The 19935-nt window shown below is 41.3% G+C and carries 17 protein-coding genes; 11 read left to right on the top strand and 6 right to left on the bottom strand.

The window, feature by feature from the left end; translation table 11 throughout:
* Positions 1 to 1273: MFS transporter (locus E1160_RS05940; protein ID WP_218048737.1), on the top strand; the 1273-nt coding region annotated here is incomplete at its 5' end.
* Between the two features lie 22 nt (positions 1274 to 1295).
* Here the strand turns inward: E1160_RS05940 and E1160_RS05935 are convergent.
* Entirely contained in the window at positions 1296 to 1985 is a 690-nt protein-coding gene (locus E1160_RS05935) for a response regulator transcription factor (RefSeq protein ID WP_155154090.1), read from the bottom strand.
* 194 nt (positions 1986 to 2179) lie between these two features.
* Here E1160_RS05935 and E1160_RS05930 point away from each other — a divergent pair, with 194 nt between their 5' ends.
* From E1160_RS05930 to E1160_RS05920, 3 genes are all read left to right on the top strand, one after another.
* Positions 2180 to 3364, top strand: coding sequence for a hypothetical protein (locus E1160_RS05930; protein WP_155154089.1), 1185 nt, complete (start codon positions 2180 to 2182; stop codon positions 3362 to 3364).
* Between the two features lie 27 nt (positions 3365 to 3391).
* Complete coding sequence (locus E1160_RS05925) at positions 3392 to 3892, top strand: L,D-transpeptidase family protein (RefSeq protein ID WP_155154088.1); 501 nt, start codon at positions 3392 to 3394, stop codon at positions 3890 to 3892.
* A 255-nt stretch (positions 3893 to 4147) separates the two neighbouring features.
* Entirely contained in the window at positions 4148 to 5242 is a 1095-nt protein-coding gene (locus E1160_RS05920) for a porin (RefSeq protein ID WP_155154087.1), read from the top strand.
* A gap of 78 nt (positions 5243 to 5320) precedes the next feature.
* On the opposite strand, the gene E1160_RS05915 is transcribed toward E1160_RS05920, so the two are convergent.
* Positions 5321 to 5986, bottom strand: a complete 666-nt coding sequence (locus tag E1160_RS05915) for a YggS family pyridoxal phosphate-dependent enzyme (RefSeq protein ID WP_155154086.1) — start codon at positions 5984 to 5986, stop codon at positions 5321 to 5323.
* Positions 5987 to 6176: 190 nt separating this feature from the next.
* On the opposite strand from E1160_RS05915, the gene E1160_RS05910 reads away from it, so the two are divergent.
* From E1160_RS05910 to holA, 7 genes are all read left to right on the top strand, one after another.
* Positions 6177 to 7397 carry a cupin domain-containing protein gene (locus E1160_RS05910; RefSeq protein ID WP_218048736.1) on the top strand — a complete coding sequence of 407 codons (1221 nt, stop codon included), beginning with the start codon at positions 6177 to 6179 and terminating at the stop codon, positions 7395 to 7397.
* A gap of 125 nt (positions 7398 to 7522) precedes the next feature.
* Positions 7523 to 9226 (top strand): sulfotransferase, encoded by a 1704-nt coding sequence (locus E1160_RS05905; RefSeq protein ID WP_218048735.1) that lies wholly within the window; start codon positions 7523 to 7525, stop codon positions 9224 to 9226.
* Positions 9227 to 9419: 193 nt separating this feature from the next.
* Positions 9420 to 10559 (top strand): porin, encoded by a 1140-nt coding sequence (locus tag E1160_RS05900; protein ID WP_155154083.1) that lies wholly within the window; start codon positions 9420 to 9422, stop codon positions 10557 to 10559.
* A 119-nt stretch (positions 10560 to 10678) separates the two neighbouring features.
* Positions 10679 to 11200 carry a DUF3576 domain-containing protein gene (locus E1160_RS05895; RefSeq protein ID WP_155154082.1) on the top strand — a complete coding sequence of 174 codons (522 nt, stop codon included), beginning with the start codon at positions 10679 to 10681 and terminating at the stop codon, positions 11198 to 11200.
* A 56-nt stretch (positions 11201 to 11256) separates the two neighbouring features.
* Entirely contained in the window at positions 11257 to 13830 is a 2574-nt protein-coding gene (gene leuS, locus E1160_RS05890; protein ID WP_155154081.1) for a leucine--tRNA ligase, read from the top strand.
* 1 nt (position 13831) lies between these two features.
* Positions 13832 to 14323 carry an LPS assembly lipoprotein LptE gene (lptE, locus tag E1160_RS05885; RefSeq protein WP_155154080.1) on the top strand — a complete coding sequence of 164 codons (492 nt, stop codon included), beginning with the start codon at positions 13832 to 13834 and terminating at the stop codon, positions 14321 to 14323.
* An 11-nt stretch (positions 14324 to 14334) separates the two neighbouring features.
* Positions 14335 to 15369, top strand: a complete 1035-nt coding sequence (gene holA, locus E1160_RS05880) for a DNA polymerase III subunit delta (protein WP_155154079.1) — start codon at positions 14335 to 14337, stop codon at positions 15367 to 15369.
* A gap of 61 nt (positions 15370 to 15430) precedes the next feature.
* On the opposite strand, the gene E1160_RS05875 is transcribed toward holA, so the two are convergent.
* From E1160_RS05875 to mnmG, 4 genes are all read right to left on the bottom strand, one after another.
* Positions 15431 to 16357, bottom strand: coding sequence for a ParB/RepB/Spo0J family partition protein (locus E1160_RS05875; protein ID WP_155154078.1), 927 nt, complete (start codon positions 16355 to 16357; stop codon positions 15431 to 15433).
* Positions 16357 to 17178, bottom strand: a complete 822-nt coding sequence (locus E1160_RS05870) for a ParA family protein (protein WP_155154077.1) — start codon at positions 17176 to 17178, stop codon at positions 16357 to 16359. The genes E1160_RS05875 and E1160_RS05870 overlap by 1 nt, the downstream gene beginning before the upstream one ends.
* Positions 17141 to 17782 carry a 16S rRNA (guanine(527)-N(7))-methyltransferase RsmG gene (gene rsmG, locus E1160_RS05865; RefSeq protein WP_155154076.1) on the bottom strand — a complete coding sequence of 214 codons (642 nt, stop codon included), beginning with the start codon at positions 17780 to 17782 and terminating at the stop codon, positions 17141 to 17143. Before rsmG ends, E1160_RS05870 begins: the two co-directional genes overlap by 38 nt.
* A gap of 102 nt (positions 17783 to 17884) precedes the next feature.
* Positions 17885 to 19747, bottom strand: coding sequence for a tRNA uridine-5-carboxymethylaminomethyl(34) synthesis enzyme MnmG (mnmG, locus tag E1160_RS05860; protein ID WP_155154075.1), 1863 nt, complete (start codon positions 19745 to 19747; stop codon positions 17885 to 17887).
* Positions 19748 to 19935 lie beyond the last annotated feature (188 nt).

The raw sequence follows: 19935 nt of genomic DNA, 5'->3' as shown, positions 1-19935 counted from the left end.
TGTTTATCCATCATATTTAGGAACGACCATGGCAAATACTGACCCATCTTCTTTGCCAAATTGGGCAGGCGTTCTTTATGGGTTAGGGTTATCTAAACTAGCAGCCTATCACCAATTTAAGATGGCGCCCGTATTATCGGAAATGGCGATAGAATTTTCCTATAGCCCTCTATTATCTGGTAGCTTTATGTCCATTTACGCTGTCGCGGGATTGATCTTGGCGCGATGGATGGGCAACCATATGCATGATAAGGAGGTGGCTTCTTTTATTCGAAACATTCTGATCTTATCTCTTTTGGGTGCGATATTAGGCTTATTCTTACCGCAAAGTGATATTGCAATGTTTATAGCCCGCGCAATGGAAGGTATTGGAGCTTGCGGCCTATCTATCGCTGGTCCAGCAGTTATTTTCCGGTTTATGCGTCCGGACCAACAAGGGCTGGCTGCATCTATCGGCGCATTATGGATACCGCTTGGGGTGATACTGGCAAGCTTACTTGCCCTTTGGCCAGATAAATATCTTGGTATTTTAGATCATCAATGGCAATTGAACTGGATTGTATCAATTGGAATGAGCCTGTTCCTTATTTTGCTCACCATATTCTATCAAAAAAATCATGTATCTCTGACCCGCCAGCATAAGTCAGCTCCAGATAAAAATGGTCATATGACATCCTTATGGGATAGCCAGCCCCATCGCATCTCTGTCATTCTCACCGCGTTAACCTTTGCTTTTTGGTCTTGTCAAAACATTGCCTTTATGAGCTGGCTACCTAGCTACTTAATAGAAGATTTGGATTATCGGCAGGAGCAGGCCGCCTTAATATTTATTGCCCCCATGGCATTTCTTGGTTTGTTTAATGTATTAGCTGCACCATTGATGCGTATTTTCGGGGCAACACATCTGTTAACTGCCGCTATTTTAGGGCAGGGATTATCCGCCTATTTAATCCTCTATACCTTCACCAGTGAAGATTTGCTCATTCAGTTTATGTTACTGGTGATTTATGGGTCATTAGCGGGGGTTACGCCAAGCTGCCTCTATCGAATGCCAAGTTTGGTGCTAGGCCAACAATCAGGGACCAAAGCTTTTGGATGGGTGATGTCTGGCAGAAATGTGGGGGTGTTTTCCGGCCCCCTAATCATTGCTATAGCCTTACAATTTACCGAAACCAAATGGGACTCACTTGGGATTACAATTATTATTGCCTGTCTGATTTCTGCATTTGTAAGTTTTATTTTGATGCAAAAAGTAAAGGCCTTAACAACGTAAGGCCCTTCATTAATATTATATCTTATGGAACCAGCTTATATCCACCCGGTTCAGTCACCAGAATTGAGGCCTTAGATGGATCTGGTTCAATCTTTTGTCTTAGACGATAAACATGTGTCTCAAGCGTGTGGGTCGTGACACCAGCATTATATCCCCATACTTCGCCTAGCAAGGTATCACGATCAATTACCTTATCGCCACAGCGATAGAGATATTTGAGGATTGCTGTTTCTTTTTCCGTCAATCTGATTTTCTGATCTTTTACTTCATCAATCAATTGTTTTGATGACGGTTTGAAAATATAGGGACCAATATTAAAAACAGCATCTTCAGATTGTTCATGCTGACGCAATTGCGAGCGAAGTCTTGCAAGCAACACATTGACGCGGAATGGTTTCGCAAGATAATCATTTGCCCCGGAATCCAATCCCAAAATCTCGTCTGAATCCGATGTATGCCCGGTTAACATGATAATTGGTGATGTCACACCATTTCGACGCATCAATCTGCAGGCATCACGGCCATCCATATCAGGCATCTCTACATCTAATAAAATTGCATCATAATGATCGGCCTGTGCCAATTCGATACCTTCAGTCGCATTATTGGCTTCTACAGTTTGAAATTCTTCGTGTAAGCGTAATTGTTCTGCCAAAGAACTACGTAATGCATCATCATCGTCAACAAGCAGAATTTTCTTCCCTACATTCATATGTTCAACCCTATCCAATATATTATTCCAAGTTCGAGGCTCAAGATTCAAATTAGCGTCTTAGACTCATATGTATTGTTTTTTTAAAATATAGCAAGGTTTCAGTCACTTCATCCTTTTTTAATATAGAAGTATAAAATTTTCCTTCTCAAACTGGCACGGTGCTTGCTTATATCAGGGCGAGGAGAGAGAATATGAGTACAATTACGTCCATAGTGGATACGGGCTTTGCCCCATGGTCCATGACGACCCCAACCAGTGAAAGTGGTTCTTCGTCCCAAAGCGGCGCTGAGTTTTTTTCACTATCAAATATACCATCGAAGCCGAAACAGGCCTCTCAAGTGGCATCATTGGGTGTTAAAAAAGACGACCTAAGAACACCACATTCTGTGAATCCATATGAATCCTCTGGTACCGGCCATCCAGAAGATAGGGATCACCTCGCTCTCACCAAAGATGTTAAGTCTGAAGACCCTCTTGGACCTTTAGATATTCTTGATATTATTAATCCACTTCAACATATTCCGGGCATTGGCGCGGTTTATCGTGAAATTACAGGGGATGATATTAGTACGCCGTCCCGTATCGCAGGTGGCACACTATTTGGTGGTGTAGTCGGATTTGCAACCAGTGTCGTAAATTCAATTATTGACGAAGAATCTGGCAAAGATGTTGGCGAACATTTTTTTGCTTTATTTTCTGACGACACACGTTCTGCTAACCAAAATGTCGCACAATCCGATACAACAACCTCACCGCTACAGAATATATCGGATAATATTCAATCAAGTTCTTCAGCTATTAACTCTGCCCCTCAGCAAGTCACCTCCATTCCCATGAATGAGGCAGAAATCGCAGGAAAAAAAGCCCATCCCGCACATAGATCAATCTCAACAGATAAGCATGTTGAGGCCGCAACAGGTGATTTAGCCGAAAAACTTAGCTCTATTCCTCAAGCCGCTGGCGGCCTTTCAATGACCCATATGCCCGGCGCAATATTAAACAACCCAGAAGCTATTACCAAAACAACTCCTAAAAATATTGAGATGAACCAAGTTGCGTCTCTAAACCAAGAGGTAACATTTAAGCCTCTTTCAAAAGATGTTCGTCGCCAGTTAGATCATATAAAACAATTAAACAAACATCATACAATTTTACAAATACAAGAAGAAGCGAGCTCTCAACCTGAAACAGACGCAACACGCCCACAGTCAATGACAAGCTCAGCGAATAGATCAGAACCTCAAGCAGCTCAAATGGCAGCCTATCAAAATGCACAAACAATGGGACAAGCCGCGCCTTCAGAGCAAGCGGTAGATATTTCCAATGCAATGATGGAAGCCTTGCAAAAATATGATGCTTTGTTAAATGGTAACTAAGTATTTTCTTAGTTACCACGAGGTTTTATGATTTTTACAGCTTCCCCCAACGGGTTCTCTATTCCTGATTATGATCAAATATTTCCATGTGCCTTAGGTAAAAACGGACTTATCAAAGATAAAAGAGAAGGGGATAATGCAAGCCCTATTGGTGTCTGGAAAATCCTGCGCGTTTTATATCGGGCCGATAAAGGTCCCAAACCTGTCTGCAATTTTCCCATTCAGGAAATTCAGAAAAATGATGGTTGGTGTGATGAGCCTGAACACCCTTTATACAATCAACAGGTAAAATTACCTTTTAAAGCCTCCCATGAGGAACTTTTTCGTAAAGATAATATATATGACATTGTGGTAGTATTAGATCACAATCTCGATCCGGCTGTTCCATATGAAGGAAGTGCCATTTTCATGCATATTGCACGTGATAACTATGAAGGCACAGCAGGCTGTATCGCTTTACGACGGGATCACCTTGAGCATGTTTTATCTATTGCACAGCCCGGCGACGCCATTGAGATCAAATTTTGACCAGTCGAACCTTGTCTATATATCGAACTGATACAGATAATTTATAGACTATCGTTTTGTAATATTTTTTTCTTATTTCTTCTATTGAAAGCCTTGAAAATCCTGCCTATATGGCTTTTGTCCGACATAAAGGTTGGACGGGGTTTTTACCCAAGTTTCAATACTTCCGTCTTTTAAAAAGCTTCATTTTTCTCCCAAAGATAGAAGTATAAATACTATGAGATTAATACTTAATTGCATATAAGGTGTTTAAACATGCGCAAAATTTTAATGGCTACAACAGCTGTTTCTGCTTCTGTATTCGCTCTTTCTGCACAAGCAGCAGAAGCACCAAAAGTTTCCGTATCCGGTGCTATTGATATCCAGTATGCGTCTGAGTCTTCTGATACAGACGGTAACGGTGGTACCGATAATCTAGGTTATGAAGATGCCAATACCCAACTAATTTGGGATATTGATGCAGAAGCTGACAATGGTTTGGCTTATGGTGGTCGTATTGACTGGCGCCCAACGTCAGATTCCCTTGATGAAATCTGGATCGATTTATCAGGCTCTTTCGGTAAAGTTGTTCTGGGTAATGATGACGGTGTGAGTGATGTATTGCCAGGCGGTACTGATCCATTGGTTGGTTCTTACGCTTATGATGGCGGCTTCGTTGGTGGTGAGAACCATCAAGTTGGTAGTGCTGCATTAGCTGTTGAATCCCAATTTAACACCGGTGATGAAGCAAAAATTTCATACTTCACACCGGCATTTGCAGGATTCTCTGCTGGTTTCTCCTTTACACCGGATAGTTCTGTAACTTCTACAACTACTTCAGCCAACTTAACAACTGGAGCCGTAACATCGACAACAACTGATAGCACAAGTTATGACAATCATTATGAATTGATTGCTGCATATTCTGGTGAGTTTAATGGTATCGGGCTAGATCTTGGTGCTGGTTATTACACAGCAGACGCTGCAACTCGCAATGTTGAAGATGTTGAATCTTTTGAAGTTGGTGCAACCGTCGCTGTTGCGGGCTTTACCATCGGTACGGGTTACTTCGATGATGGCGATTCATTGGTAGCTTCCGGTTCTTCTGCTTCCGCAGGCGAGGGCTATAACATGGCTGTAGGATACAGCTTTGGTGCAACTGCGGTATCCGTTGGTTACCTTGCAACAGAAGTAGATGATGCAACAGGTACAACTGATGAATATGACAACCTTCACTTTGACGTGGAATACACTGTTGCAGAAGGCTTGGCTGCCTATGTTGGTGTTCAACTTACTGAATCAAACGACGGCTCCACAGGCACTTCTGAAGAAGGGCAGGCCGTCGTGATTGGTACAAGCCTTTCTTTCTAAGAAAAGTTTAATCCAGAGATATGAAGCGCCGCTTGAGTTACCTCCCCAAGTGGCGCTTTTCTTTTACAGATATATTGGTTACGCATATTCTCGTTTGCCAAAAATAGCGGAGCCAACACGCACATGAGTCGCACCAAACCCAATTGCAGCTTCATAATCGCCGCTCATACCCATACTTAATTCATTTAATCCATTGCGATCCGCAATCTTTTTCAAATACGCAAAATGCAGTCCTGCTTCCTCATCCACTGGTGGGATACACATCAATCCAACAATCGGCAGATTTAAATCTTCTCTGCAGGTTTTAATAAAATCATCTGCTTCGTCAGGAAGTATACCGGCCTTTTGCGGTTCATTGCCTGTATTTACTTGAATAAAACATCTAATATCCTTTGGCGTTTTTTCCAGTTCTTTCGCCAATGATTTTGCTAATTTCAGACGATCAATCGTTTGAAAGACATCGAAGAGCTCAAGCGCCTGCTTTACCTTATTCGTTTGAAGAGGACCAATTAGGTGAAGTTCAATATCAGAATATTCCTCAACCAATTCTGGCCATTTTCCAGCTGCTTCTTGCACACGGTTTTCACCAAATACGCGTTGTCCAGCTGTTAAAGCTTGTCTCATAACATCGGCATCATAGGTTTTGCCAACAGCAACAAGTGTTACATTTTTGTCTTTACGAGGGGCTTCTTCCAAAGCTTTCACAATATTTGTTTTCACCACTTGTAAATTTTCGGACAGCATTCATTTAACTCCAATAAGGAAATATTCGTATTTTTACATGGATACCCTTGCAGCAATTTTCGAACAAGATCAAAAAACAGCAAAATTCATACTATTTGACATGACTCATAGTCAAAGAACTGTTTTCAAGTCATGACAGGCATAGTATCAAATCCATCTGTGAATGTTCACATCTACCGGAAAGAAAGCCATGAGTAAGAAATCCAAAGCCGCGAAACCTTTAAGTTATGATTGTAGTTTTGCAGATATTATTTCTCCAATAACGGAAGAAGAGTTTTTCAGAGACTATTTCGGGAAAAAACATTTACATATTCCAGGCGCTGCAAATAAGTATGAAAAAGCGATGACCTGGGAAATTTTATCAAACCTCCTAAATATGCATTCGATATGGTCTTCAAGCTCATTAATGCTTGCGGTAGATCGCAAAGTTATTCCGGCGAATGAATATTGTCGCCCGGGCATCGATCATTCCGGAAATAATGTTATGCAACCAGACCCAAATATGGTGAAGCAGCATATTTCCAATGGGGCTACTTTGGTTTGTAATGACATTGATACTCTAAACCCTGGTCTGATGGGCATCTGTAATGCGCTTGAGAAAGCTGTTAATGGCAAATCCCAAGCAAATTTATACTGCTCTTCCAAACAACGTCAGGCTTTTGGTAGCCATTATGATACACATGACGTGTTTGCAATGCATATGGAAGGTGAAAAGGTTTGGCGTATTTTCAGTAAGATGGAAAATCTTCCTATCCGCCATCCCGATTATATAAAACCTGATGAGCGTCAGCAAAAAGAGCGCGGAGATTCATATATCGAGATCACCATGAAACCTGGTGATTTTTTATATGTTCCTCGCGGTTTATATCACGACGCATTGTCCTCTTCAGATGGTTGTATCCATATTGCCTTTGGTTTAACAGGTTATATTGGACTTGATGTTATTGAAACTTTAGGTAGCGCCATGATCCATGACCCATTATTCAGAATAAACGCACCTCGGCTATCTGAAGGTCGTGATGCGTTAAAGGCTCATCTGTCAGAAATGGCCGACCACATTAATAAGATGCTACATAGCGAAAAATTTGTTGATGCCACTTATCAGCGCATTCAAGATTTTCACTATGAACGTAGCAGTTATGAATTACCACTTAAGCCAAAGAAAATTCGCTTCAAAACCACGTCTGCAGATTTTTCTATCACAATGGCTCAGGGCAAGGTGGCTCTGGTTAACAAACAAAACCAAGGCGTACCTATACCTCCAAACCTAGTGGACCAAATCAAATGGGTCATTTCTAAGAATGAATTTGATCGCAATGAATTCACAGAAATATTCGCAGAAAGCGGCATTGATGCACTTGATCAAACATTGCAAAACCTGCAAAACATGCGCGTTATTCAACAAGTATAATAAACCAGCCTAAGAGAAAAATACCTATGTCTGCTTTAAGCCCTCAAGCACAAAAGATCCTCATGAAAGCATATAATTTGCGTAATGAAGGGAAAATCGACGCTTCCTTGAAACAGGCTAAATCCGTGGCAAAAAAGCATCCAGATGATATTCATGTAACTTATCTTCTGGGGTCTTTATATAATGAGAAAAAGAACTATTCCCTTGCTCAAAAGAATTTCTCAATCGGTATAAGCAAGGATCGTAACGGTCATATTAATCAAGGTGGCTTAGGTGCGGTTTATTTCCGTATGGGAGAGCATGAGAAAGCTCTTGAACTTCTGACACTAGCCCATTCAAGAGCCCCAAAAGAGTATTCCCATATCAATAATTTAGGTCAATTATACTTCGCAATGGGTGATACGGATAAATCAGCGGAGCTTCTTGATATAGCATTCACTATGAATCCTGCCGACATCGAAATCGCAGATATCCTCTCAACAATATATGTGAAGAAAGAAAATTATAATAGAGCTCAAAAAATATTGATGATTGCGGCTAGTAAAAATCCCGACGATATCGAAATACAATCTATCTTGGCGAGCTTCTATGAAAGTCGTACATTGTTAGAGCCTGCTACCACGTTAAACAAAAAAGTCCTTGAAAAAGATCCAGACCATTTTCGAGCACATTTTTCTTTATACAATATTTACTCACAAGAAGGCGACATTGAAAAAGCCAAAGAACATCTCAAAGAAATGGTGCGAATAGACCCAACAAATATAGACGCTTTAAGCGCTTCCTTTCAACTAAAAGCACAAGAAGAAATATTTGGTGATAACCTCAATAAAGCTCTGGAATTTTCTAAATCTCTGGTTCTTGATGATACAAAACTCTCAAATCTGGATCATGGAAGCTTATTTGGATTGAGTTCTATCATGGAAAGTCAAAATGAATTCAGTACTGCTTTCAAGGCCTTAAAACTAGCCAATGATAAAAAGAAAGCTGAAAATGAATTTTATGGGATGACGTTTGACAAAAATCATTTCAAAAAATATGTCGAGTACTTAAAAGATTTTAATAATTGGGATCAACTTTTAGATAGTGCTGACTATCAAGATGATAGAATGGTCTTTATTGCTGCTTTACCTCGAAGTGGTACCACACTTATGGAACAAATTCTTGCAGCCCATCCAGAATGTGATGGCATAGGTGAGTCAGAAAATCTCGACAAATTAAAAGCTGAAGTTGCAGGTAAACTGATCAAATTCCCACCATCTATAGAATGGCCAGCCCATTTTATGGCGCGCTCAGAGGAAGATAAAATTCAGCTTTCAAAGACATTTATGAAAAATTCAGAAGACCTTATTGAAAATAAGACTGCGAAGAAAATCGTCGAAAAGTCGATTGGGAACTTTATGTATATAGGTCTGCTTGCGGCGATTTTACCAAAAGCAAAATTTATTTTTGCAAAACGTAACCGTGCAGCCAGCGGGCTTTCCATCTATCAACAAAGTTTTGCTAATCAATTCTTATTTGATAATGATTTAGATGACATCAATTTTATGTTTGATATTCTGGATGAACTAATGGACTTTTGGCAAAGTCTTTTTGGAGATCGTATATTAACAGTCGACTATGAAAACCTTGTTACGGATACAGAAAATCAAGCAAAATTGATTATTTCTCATATCGGTCTAGATTGGGATCCAGCCTGTTTGGAATTCTATAAGAATAAAAGACAAATCAAGACTGCCAGCTTGCATCAGGCGCGCAACAAAGTCTATTCCAGTTCAGCAGAACGGTATCTAAACTATAAAGACTATCTTTCACCTCTCCTTGGCAGTTGATTGAATTTGTTACAAATTATTTCTAGAATATGCTTGTTGCAAAAATGCCACAACAATTTCAAAAGCGCGAATTTAACTTAATAAGTCATTGCACCTTAAAGCTTCCTATGAGTATACAGAATGCGGAAACAGTTTTGTTTTCACAGTTAAACTTTGTCTGAGCATTCTTTCAGACAACTTGGAGGTATTTACTATGCGTAAAATTCTTTTAGCTACATCTGCATTGGTTGCAGGTTCTGCTGTAGCTGCTTCTGCTTCCGCTGCAGAAGCTCCAACAGTATCTTTGTCCGGTGGTATCGACATTCAGTACATTGCTGAAACAAACGACACATCTGACAACCGTACCGACAAATTGGGTTACTTGCCATTCATGACAGCTTTGATCTGGGACATCGATGCAGAAGCTGACAACGGTTTGGCATATGGTGGTCGTATTGACTGGCGTCCAGCTAACTCTGGTGGTTCTGGCGGTTCTGGTTCTAACCTTGACGAAATCTGGATCGACTTAAAAGGTTCTTTCGGTAAAGTTGTTCTTGGTAACGACGACGGTGTTGGTGACGACAACGTACCACAAGGTGGTTCTGTACTGGTTGGTTCCTTCGGTTGGACAGGTACATACCTAGCTGGTCGTTCCAATAGCCAACTTAAAGGTGGCGCTCCTGCTCCTGATGGTGGTTCTGTTGTAGGTACATCCGATGCTGCTAAAGTATCTTACTACACACCTGATTTCGGTGGCTTCTCTGCTGGTTTCTCTTGGACACCAGATAGCTCTATCTCTGGCTCCACAACAGAAACAGCAAACACAACCACAGGCGAGATTACTTCTTCCACAGCTAAGTCTGATTTCGACAACCACTATGAGTTGATGGTTTCTTACTCTGGTGAATTTGCTGGTGCATCTGTTACAGCTGCTGGTCAGTACAAAATGGCTGACGCTCAAGTTGACACAAACGAAGACGTTCGTGCTTGGGAAGTTGGTACAACAGTTGGTATCGCTGGTTTCTCCATTGGTGCATCTTACTTCGACAATGGTGACTCTCTAGTTGCTAAGTCTTCTACTGCTGACGCTGGTGATGGCTTCACATTAGGTGTTGCTTACTCCTTCGGTGCAACAGCTGTTTCCGTTGGTTACGCTGCAACAGAACTAGACGACGGTGCTGGTACAACAGACGAATATGACAACTTGTCTTTGGACGTTGAATACACAGTTGCTGAAGGTCTATCTGCATATGCAGGTGTTCAGTTCGCTGAATCCGACGATGGTTCCGACGCAACATCTTCTGGCGAAGAAGACTCTACAGCAGTTATCATCGGTACACGTCTATCCTTCTAATTCTTTAGAAGATATAGTCTAAATACAAATGGGGAATCAACTTCGGTTGATTCCCCTTTGTTTTGGTATAATATGCACACACTCTTTTCATAATTAGTTAATTTTTTCGGGTTTGAATTATGCTAAAAATTAGTCGCTTCCTTGTATTAGCTACTCTTGCTATTTTCGTAGCCTCCTGTTCTGGTGGCCAACCAAGTGTTCCTTCCGAAACAGATAGAGAGTGGGATCGTCGCCAAAGAAATGGAAAATTGTTAGGGGAAGAAGGATTTTCTTTTGGTGGTTCAAGCAGCGATGAATCTTCAATAGGCGGCGTAGCAGTAAATGCTTTTATCTGGCGTGCCTCACTTGATACAATTTCCTTCATGCCACTAAATCAGGTAGATCCGTTTGGTGGTGTTATTATTACTGATTGGTATAGCCCAGCTGAAAAGCTGAATGAGCGATTTAAGTTAAACGTATATATTCTTTCCCAAGAACTACGTTCTGATGGTTTGCGTGTATCTGCCTTCAAAGAAGTTAAGAATGCAGCCGGTCAATGGGAAACTGTTACTGTTTCAAAAGAATTTGCCTTGAAAATTGAAGATTCTATTTTGGCTCGCGCCCGCCAGATGCGTGTTGCGGCCCTGGAAAATCAAGAATAAAACTACTTAAAAAATTTAAGTTATCGCCAGAACTCTATTCAGAATAAAGATTAAAAATGTCCGCAGAATCCACCTTGTATAATTTCCGTGATATCGAAGCCAAATGGCAGGAAAATTGGGAAAAACAACAATCGTTCCAAGCTCAAGTTGATCGTAGCAAGCCTAAATATTATGTCTTGGAAATGTTTCCCTATCCCTCTGGCCGTATCCATATGGGGCATGTACGAAATTATACTCTAGGTGATGTGGTTGCCCGTTTTAAACGTGCAAAAGGGTTTAATGTCTTGCATCCTATGGGTTGGGATGCTTTTGGTTTGCCGGCAGAAAATGCCGCGATCGAAAATAATGTTCATCCAGCCAAATGGACGACAAGCAATGTTGCTTCCATGCGGGAACAACTAGGTAAACTTGGTTTGTCACTTGATTGGGACCGAGAGGTCACCACTTGTGAGCCGGATTATTTTAAACATGAACAGAAAATGTTCCTTGATTTTGTAGAGGCAGGATTAGCTTATCGTAAAGAAAGTTGGGTGAATTGGGATCCTGTCGAAAACACAGTCCTTGCCAATGAACAGGTTGTTGATGGTAAAGGTTGGCGTTCTGGCGCCCCTGTAGAACGTCGCCGATTGAACCAATGGTTCCTAAAAATTACTGAATTTGCTGATGAGCTTCTTGAAGGTATTGAGGGACTTGATCGTTGGCCAGATAAAGTTCGCTTGATGCAGAATAACTGGATTGGTAAATCATCCGGCGCCCGTGTTCATTTCGATATCATCGGACGCGAAGAAAAACTTGAGGTTTATACAACCCGCCCAGATACATTATATGGTGCATCTTTCTGTGCAATTGCTGCAAATCATCCTATTTCTGAGGAATTAGCAAAAGATAATCCAGACCTACAAGCTTTTGTGGCTGAATGTTCCCGAATGGGTACTTCTGAAGAAGAGATAGAAAAGGCTGATAAGCTTGGTTTTGATACAGGCTTAGAAGTAAAACATCCTTTTATTGAAGGTAAGACACTAAAAATATTCGTCGCGAATTTTGTGCTGATGGAATATGGCACAGGTGCGATTTTTGCCTGTCCTGCGCATGATCAACGAGATCTAGATTTTGCACGTAAATATGATTTAGATGTGATTCCTGTAGTTCTTCCCGAAGGCGCTGATCCAGCAGAATTTTCTGTTGAAAACGAAGCTTATACAGATTCCGGTACAATATATAATTCTGACTTCTTGAATGGTATGGAAGTTGATGCTGCGAAAGAAGCAGCTATTAGTAAACTTGAAACCATCAAAGCCGGTGAGGGGACGATTAATTATCGTTTACGTGACTGGGGCGTATCTCGCCAGCGTTATTGGGGTTGCCCTGTACCGATGATCCATTGTGATGATTGCGGTATTGTACCTGTTCCTGCATCAGATTTACCTGTCAAATTGCCAGAAGATGTATCTTTTGACCAACCGGGAAATCCTTTGGATCATCATCCAACCTGGAAAAACTGTTCTTGCCCTAAATGTGGTAAAGATGCGCAACGCGAAACAGATACATTTGATACATTCTTTGAAAGTAGCTGGTATTTTGCCCGCTACTGCGATGCCCATAATGAAGAAAAAGCATTTGATAAGGATTTAGCAAATTATTGGTTGCCTGTTGATCAATATGTGGGCGGCGTAGAACATGCAGTTCTTCACTTACTTTATTCTCGTTTCTTTACCCGTGCATTACAGAAATGTGGATATCTTGATGTTGCCGAACCATTTGATGGATTATTTACACAAGGTATGATTTGTCACGAGACTTACCAAGATTCGGATGGAAAGTGGCTTTTCCCCGCTGATGTAGAAAAAGATGCTGGGTCCGCAACTCATGTGAAAACAGGTGCACCTGTAACGGTAGGGCGTTCTATAAAGATGTCCAAATCCAAAAAGAATGTGGTGGATCCAGAGGATATTGTGGAAACATATGGTGCGGATACAGCCCGTTTATTTATGTTATCTGATAGCCCACCGGATCGTGATTTGGAATGGACAGAAAGCGGCGTTGAGGGTGCCTGGAAATACATTAACCGTGTTTGGCGTATGATCACCTCACCAAAAGGCCCTATTGCGCCTGTAGGAGCTTCTCAGCCCGAAATGAGCGGCAAAAATCTTGATCTATTGCGGATGGTTCATAAAACCGTGGATGCCTTGGGTCTTGATCTTGAACGCCTACATTTCAACAAGGCCGTTGCCCGTATTCGTGAATTATCAAATGGGTTGGAAGCCGTAAAAGGTGATGATGAGGCTGCACAATACTTACGTCGTATTGGTTTTGAAACCTTGGTAAAATTATTGAGCCCAATGACCCCGCATTTAACTGCAGAGTTATGGCATGCATTAGGTCATAAAGACGATCTTACAGATGTTGCTTGGCCAGAAGCAGAAAAATCTATGCTGGTAGATGAATCTGTTACCATTGCAATTCAAGTGAATGGAAAGATGCGTGCAAAAATTGATGTAGCAAAAGATGCGGAAAACTCATTGGTTGAAGAAGCTGCTCTTGCTCAGGATAATGTTCAGCGTGCTTTAGAAGGAAAAACACCTAAAAAGGTGATTGTTGTCCCAAATAGAATTGTGAATATCGTTGCTTAAAATGAATAAAATCATTGTTTTATGTTTAATCAGCTTGCTCACTGCATGCGGTTTTCAGCCGCTTTATGCAAAAAAACAATCATCGGATAATAATGTTATCCAAAAAGTTCAGATTTACCCTATAGGGGAACGTACTGGGCAGATCCTATATAATCGGCTCAACGACATCATGAACCCCTATGGAAATCCATCCGATGCTGAATTTAAATTGAGATCTAGTATATCTATCTCTTCAAGTTCACTAGGTGTTCAGGCGGATGATACAACAACACGCAAAAATTCTACGGTTAATGTAAAGTTCACATTAACTCATAAAGAAAATACAGCTGAGTTTTCTGTTAGTCGTACAACAGGTTACAATGAATCAGATAATGCATATTCCACAAGTGTTGCTGAAAATGATGCAGTCCGACGTAATCTAGAAGAAATCGCAGAGGATGCTAAAATCCGTATCGCAGCACTTATTAAACGAAGACAAACCCAGGATCAATAAAGGCAAATAAATTGCTTATTGCTACAGGAAAAACAGCGGCTTTTTTAAAATCACCCGATCCAAAGATACGTTGTATACTTGTATTTGGTCCAGATGAAGGACTTGTTAAAGAGCGTTTCGACATACTTACAAAAACAGTCGTTGAGGACGTATCAGACCCTTTCTTGATTGCAGATTTGGATGGAGATATCTTAAAATCCGACCCAGCTCGTTTAAGCGATGAAGCGGCAGCTATTTCTATGATGGGCGGCCGTCGTGTGGTCCGTATACGGGATGTCGCAGATAGTCATGCTAAGACCTTTGTAGAATTCCTTGAAAACCCGCCTGGGGATGCATTAATCGTTGTTGCGGGGGGTGATTTAGCTAAATCTTCCAAATTACGTCAGGCGTTTGAAAAATCAAAAGATTTTGGTGCTGCAATTGCCTGTTATGCAGATGATAATCGTTCCCTTGATGCGGTTATCCGCGATCATATGAAGGATAATCAGGTTAATATCACAACAGATGCTGTTGCCTATCTTACCGAAAATATGGGAAGTAGCCGCGGGATGACCCGGTCAGAGCTGGAAAAACTTGTTTTATATGCAGGTGAGGATAAGCGTCTTGATCTTGATGATGTGACAGAAGCCATCGGAGATACATCTGCTTTTTCTCTTGATATGGCCGTTCAAGCAACTGCAGAAGGGGATGCTAAGCAATTAGATTTAGTACTTAATAAGTTATGGGATGATGGTTTAAGCCCAGTTGCTCTTATCCGCTCAATGACAGGTCATATGCTCAAAATTCAGCAGGTCCAAGCCAAAATGGAAATCGGATCAAGAGTTGATGAGGCTGTAGGTTCTTTACGTCCACCAATTTTCTGGAAAATCAAAGACAAATTTACAGCGCAATGCCGATTTTGGGGTAAGATTCCTACAGCTCAGGTTTTAACAATCCTTTTAAATGCTGAAAAAGATTGTAAACGAACAGGTTTACCTCCGGAAATAATTACAGGCAGAGCCTTACAACAAATCGCCGCTCTGGCCAGACGTCAAAGAAGACGTTAATCTTCATCTAACATCAAGCCAAAACGGCGATCTATCTTGGAGATATTCTTTTTATAGAGACTTACATCTCCACTACATTTCCTTCTGTCGGTAAATCTAACCCTGTAGAAGAAAGGCGAGAAATCACCTCATCTAGCTGATCTAGATTATCGTATTCGATGGTTAATTTACCCGTTTCTTCGGATTTTGTTGCGATCTTTACTTTCATGCCAAGATTATTAGTTAAACTGTCTTCCAAAGCAGACACATTTGGATCACGTGTTAATTGCTTCTTGATTTTTTTCATCGGATCAGCAGATGCTGTCTTACCTTGCTTTACCAATTGTTCGGTTTGACGGACATTCAAACCTTTCTCAATCACGATATGTGCTATTTCCTCTGCATTTGCCACACCGACCAGACAACGGCCATGACCCGCAGATAATAATCCATCATCAATCATACTCTTGATTTCGTCAGATAGATTTAAAAGACGTAAAGTATTGGCAATGTGACTACGACTTTTACTTACAGTCTTCGATAAAGCTTCCTGTGTATGACCAAATTCATCCATAAGACGTTGATAACCCTCTGCCTCTTCAAGCGGGGTAAGGTCTTCACGATGAATATTCTCAATAAGTGCAAATTCCAGTGTATCTGCATCACTTAAATCTTTAATAATGACAGGGACTTCATGTAATTTTGCCCGCTGAGCCGCACGCCAACGACGCTCACCAGCCACAATTTCATAAGAATTTGTTTCCTGTGGATGACGACGCACTAAAATCGGCTGAAGAATACCTTTTTCTTCAATAGATTTTACCAAAGAGTCTATGGCACCATCTTCGAAACGCTTACGTGGTTGATCTGGATTTGGTTTTAGAAACTCAACGGGTACAGGTTTAGAGGCACGCTCTACCTCTGCCGGTAGAGTTTCTTCAAATGCAGTTTCATCACCCAATAACGCGGATAGGCCGCGTCCTAAATTTGATTTTTTTGCAGCTATCATTAAACAGCCCTTCCTTCACGTTTTAAAACTTCACCTGCCAAATGAATATAGGCTTGGGACCCACGGCAATTAACATCATAAAGAATGACAGGCTTACCATGAGACGGTGCTTCTGAAACGCGAACATTTCTTGGAATTACAGTATTATATACTTTCTCACCAAAGTGATCTCTTACGTCAGCTTCTACCATTTCTGACAGATTGTTACGTTGATCATGCATGGTGAGGATAACGCCTTCGATATCCAGACCCGGATTAAAAGCACGCTTCACACGTTCAATTGTCTTGATCAGATGGCTTAGGCCTTCAAGCGCATAGAACTCACATTGTAACGGCACTAAGACCGCGTTGGCGGCACATAATGCATTCAGTGTTAAAAGACCAAGGGCAGGGGGACAATCAACTAAAATATAGTCATATTCCGTCGCCACATTGCGCAAACCATCTCTAAGACGGAACTCGCGACGATCTTCTTCAATCAGTTCGATTTCCGCCCCTGATAAATCCACTGTACTTGGGATCACATGTAGGTTTGGAATTTCGGTTTCATGGATCGCAGATTGCACATCTATCTGACCCATTAAAATATCATAGGACGTCACTTTGCGCTCTTCTGGTAGAATGCCAAGACCTGTACTGGCATTTCCCTGCGCATCAATATCAATAATAAGAACTTTATTTCCGACCGCAGCCATCGCAGTTGCTAGATTAATAGCGGTCGTTGTTTTTCCTACCCCACCTTTTTGGTTGGCTATGGCGAGGATACGTGCAGTTCCATCCCCGTTAGGCTGAGTCACTTGTTCTGGCAGTTTCGCGAACATCTTCAATACCCCTTATCACCAGGACGACACCCTCATCGTCTGTTACGCTGGTTACTCGATGTTCTTTTATATACCATACATATTTTAGTTCGGTCAATTCTTCTTCAAACCGTTTTCCTTTAGGGAAGACACATAATGTATCTTTTTTAAGAAAGGAATTTGCGTAATCTAAGAGTTTTGAAAGACTTGCAAGCGCACGCGCAGAAATCACATCTGCCTTAATATCTGTAATTTTTTCTATTCTTTTATTATGAACCGTGACATTTGCACCTGTCACACGGACAACTTCGCGCATGAAAAGGCATTTTCTAAGATCAGATTCAATTAAATGAACCTCCATTCCTGTCATAATTGCAAGAACCAAACCCGGAAATCCTGCCCCACTTCCCATATCCACATGAATTTTTGCATATTCTGGAATAAGAGGAAGGAGCTGTGCAGAATCTAAGAAATGACGACGCCATCGATCCGGCATCGTAGCTGGGCCAACAAGATTGATTTTCTTCTGCCATTTTTGAAGCAGTTCATCATACTGTTTCAATTTCTCCATTGTTTCACGTGAAACATTAAGTTCCTTCTGGAAGTCTTCTGCGGTGAATGACATTTGAAAATCCTGTTATTTTTCTGGAGGAGATATCTCAAAGAAGAAGGGCAAGACTATCAGTTTAGTCTTGCCCCTTCAAAAGAAATATCAAAGTAGAATATATTAAGCTGCTTCAGCCTTTTGACGTTTAACATAACGAAGCAGAGCAACCAAAGCCGCAGGTGTAACTCCTGGGATACGCGCCGCAGCGCCCAAAGTTTGTGGACGATGTTCTGTCAGTTTCTGTTGCATCTCATTTGACAGGCTACCCACTTTGGCATAATCGAGATCCGTCGGTAGATGCAATCCTTCATCCTTACGGAAGGCTTTAATATCTGCATCCTGTCTTTCAAGATATCCAGAATAACGACCATCTATTTCCAATTGCTCCACAATATCTGCTTCGATATTTTCAAGCTCTGGCCACATAACTGTAAGACGTTCTATGGTCATATCCGGTAAAGAAAGAAGATCATGAACAGATCGCATTACGCCATCTTCATTTACCTTAAAGCCTTTTTTCTTTAACGCATTTGGGCTGGCTTTCAGATCACGTGCCATTTCACGTGCAGAGGTGAGAGCCTCTTTTTTCTTAAGCCATTTTTCTTTACGAAGATCATCCACACAACCCGCATCGATGGCGATATCTGTTAAACGTTGATCGGCATTATCTGCGCGAAGACGTAGACGATATTCCGCACGGGAGGTGAACATACGATAAGGCTCATTAGTCCCACGAGTGATCAGATCATCGATCATCACACCTATATATGCATCCGCACGATCCAGGATCAAAGCTTCATTATCTTGCACGGTGAGGGCAGCATTTAAGCCTGCCATCAGACCTTGTGCCGCTGCTTCTTCATATCCAGTGGTGCCGTTGATTTGACCTGCTAAATATAGGCCAGAAATTTTCTGTGTTTCCAGCGTTGCTTTCAATTCACGCGGGTCTACATAATCATATTCAATGGCGTAACCATATTGAAGAATTTCTACATTTTCCAATCCGGGAATAGAACGCAGGAATGCCTTTTGTACGTCTTCCGGCATGGAAGTAGAAATACCATTTGGATAAACCGTATGATCATCCAATCCTTCTGGTTCCAAGAAAATCTGATGACGGTCTTTGTCAGCAAAACGTACAATCTTATCTTCAATGGATGGGCAATAACGTGGACCCACACCTTCAATCTGTCCTGAATACATCGCCGATTGATCCAAATTATCACGAATGATCTTATGACTCTCTGGCGTTGTATAAGTGATATGACAGGAAATTTGTGGCACTTCTACTTTCTCTGTTAGATCAGAAAAAGGTCTTAAATCTTCATCACCTGGTTGTTCTTGTAGATCACTGTAATCAATTGTACGTGCATCCAGACGGGCAGGGGTACCTGTTTTCAATCGACCAAGATTAAACCCAAAACGATCAAGCGTTTTTGAAAGACCATAAGAAGGGTCATCCCCAACACGACCAGCTGGGATTTTTTTATTTCCAAGATGAATCAGGCCAGACAGGAATGTGCCTGTGGTTAGGACCACCTGACCACATAGATATGTTTCACCATCTTCGGTTAAGACACCTGAAACGACACCATCCTCATTCAGTTTAATATCATCAACAGCCGCCGCAACAATATCTAGATTTTCTTGATCTGCTAAAATCGCTTGCATCGCTTTTTTATAAAGCTTGCGATCTGCTTGGGCACGGGGACCACGAACAGCAGGTCCTTTACTTTGATTCAACATGCGATATTGAATACCCGCCTGATCAATGCATCGACCCATGATACCATCCATAGCATCAATCTCACGCACCAGATGACCTTTGCCCAATCCACCGATGGCAGGGTTACAAGACATCTCTCCTAGCTTTTCAATTTTGTGGGTCAACAGAAGAGTCTTTGCACCTGCTCTTGCAGATGCGGCAGCGGCTTCACAACCGGCATGACCTCCGCCCACAACAATTACATCCCACTGTTTCATAAACTGGGCTCACTTCATTGATTGAGGGGTAATAATCTCTAATTTAAAGGGGCGATACAATATTGGATCAAGCCCGCTTAGCGACTATCATATACGTGAATTAGAGGCGAATTTCAAGTGTTTCTAAAGAACAAGTAATACCCTATTATTTCTAAAGGTAATGTTTCACGTGAAACATCTATATATTG

It is taken from the genome of Curvivirga aplysinae, from assembly GCF_009711445.1.
GTDB lineage: Bacteria > Pseudomonadota > Alphaproteobacteria > UBA8366 > Aestuariispiraceae > Curvivirga > Curvivirga aplysinae.
This window is presented reverse-complemented; position numbering and strand designations above follow the sequence as displayed.

What these genes read in the sequence shown, in the direction of transcription:
- E1160_RS05935 (WP_155154090.1), bottom strand. Translation starts at nt 1,985, where the DNA reads ATGAATGTAGGGAAGAAAATTCTGCTTGTTGACGATGATGATGCATTA.
- E1160_RS05930 (WP_155154089.1), top strand. Translation starts at nt 2,180, where the DNA reads ATGAGTACAATTACGTCCATAGTGGATACGGGCTTTGCCCCATGGTCC.
- E1160_RS05925 (WP_155154088.1), top strand. Translation starts at nt 3,392, where the DNA reads ATGATTTTTACAGCTTCCCCCAACGGGTTCTCTATTCCTGATTATGAT.
- E1160_RS05920 (WP_155154087.1), top strand. Translation starts at nt 4,148, where the DNA reads ATGCGCAAAATTTTAATGGCTACAACAGCTGTTTCTGCTTCTGTATTC.
- E1160_RS05915 (WP_155154086.1), bottom strand. Translation starts at nt 5,986, where the DNA reads ATGCTGTCCGAAAATTTACAAGTGGTGAAAACAAATATTGTGAAAGCT.
- E1160_RS05910 (WP_218048736.1), top strand. Translation starts at nt 6,177, where the DNA reads ATGAGTAAGAAATCCAAAGCCGCGAAACCTTTAAGTTATGATTGTAGT.
- E1160_RS05900 (WP_155154083.1), top strand. Translation starts at nt 9,420, where the DNA reads ATGCGTAAAATTCTTTTAGCTACATCTGCATTGGTTGCAGGTTCTGCT.
- E1160_RS05895 (WP_155154082.1), top strand. Translation starts at nt 10,679, where the DNA reads ATGCTAAAAATTAGTCGCTTCCTTGTATTAGCTACTCTTGCTATTTTC.
- leuS (WP_155154081.1), top strand. Translation starts at nt 11,257, where the DNA reads ATGTCCGCAGAATCCACCTTGTATAATTTCCGTGATATCGAAGCCAAA.
- lptE (WP_155154080.1), top strand. Translation starts at nt 13,832, where the DNA reads ATGAATAAAATCATTGTTTTATGTTTAATCAGCTTGCTCACTGCATGC.
- E1160_RS05875 (WP_155154078.1), bottom strand. Translation starts at nt 16,357, where the DNA reads ATGATAGCTGCAAAAAAATCAAATTTAGGACGCGGCCTATCCGCGTTA.
- E1160_RS05870 (WP_155154077.1), bottom strand. Translation starts at nt 17,178, where the DNA reads ATGTTCGCGAAACTGCCAGAACAAGTGACTCAGCCTAACGGGGATGGA.
- rsmG (WP_155154076.1), bottom strand. Translation starts at nt 17,782, where the DNA reads ATGTCATTCACCGCAGAAGACTTCCAGAAGGAACTTAATGTTTCACGT.
- mnmG (WP_155154075.1), bottom strand. Translation starts at nt 19,747, where the DNA reads ATGAAACAGTGGGATGTAATTGTTGTGGGCGGAGGTCATGCCGGTTGT.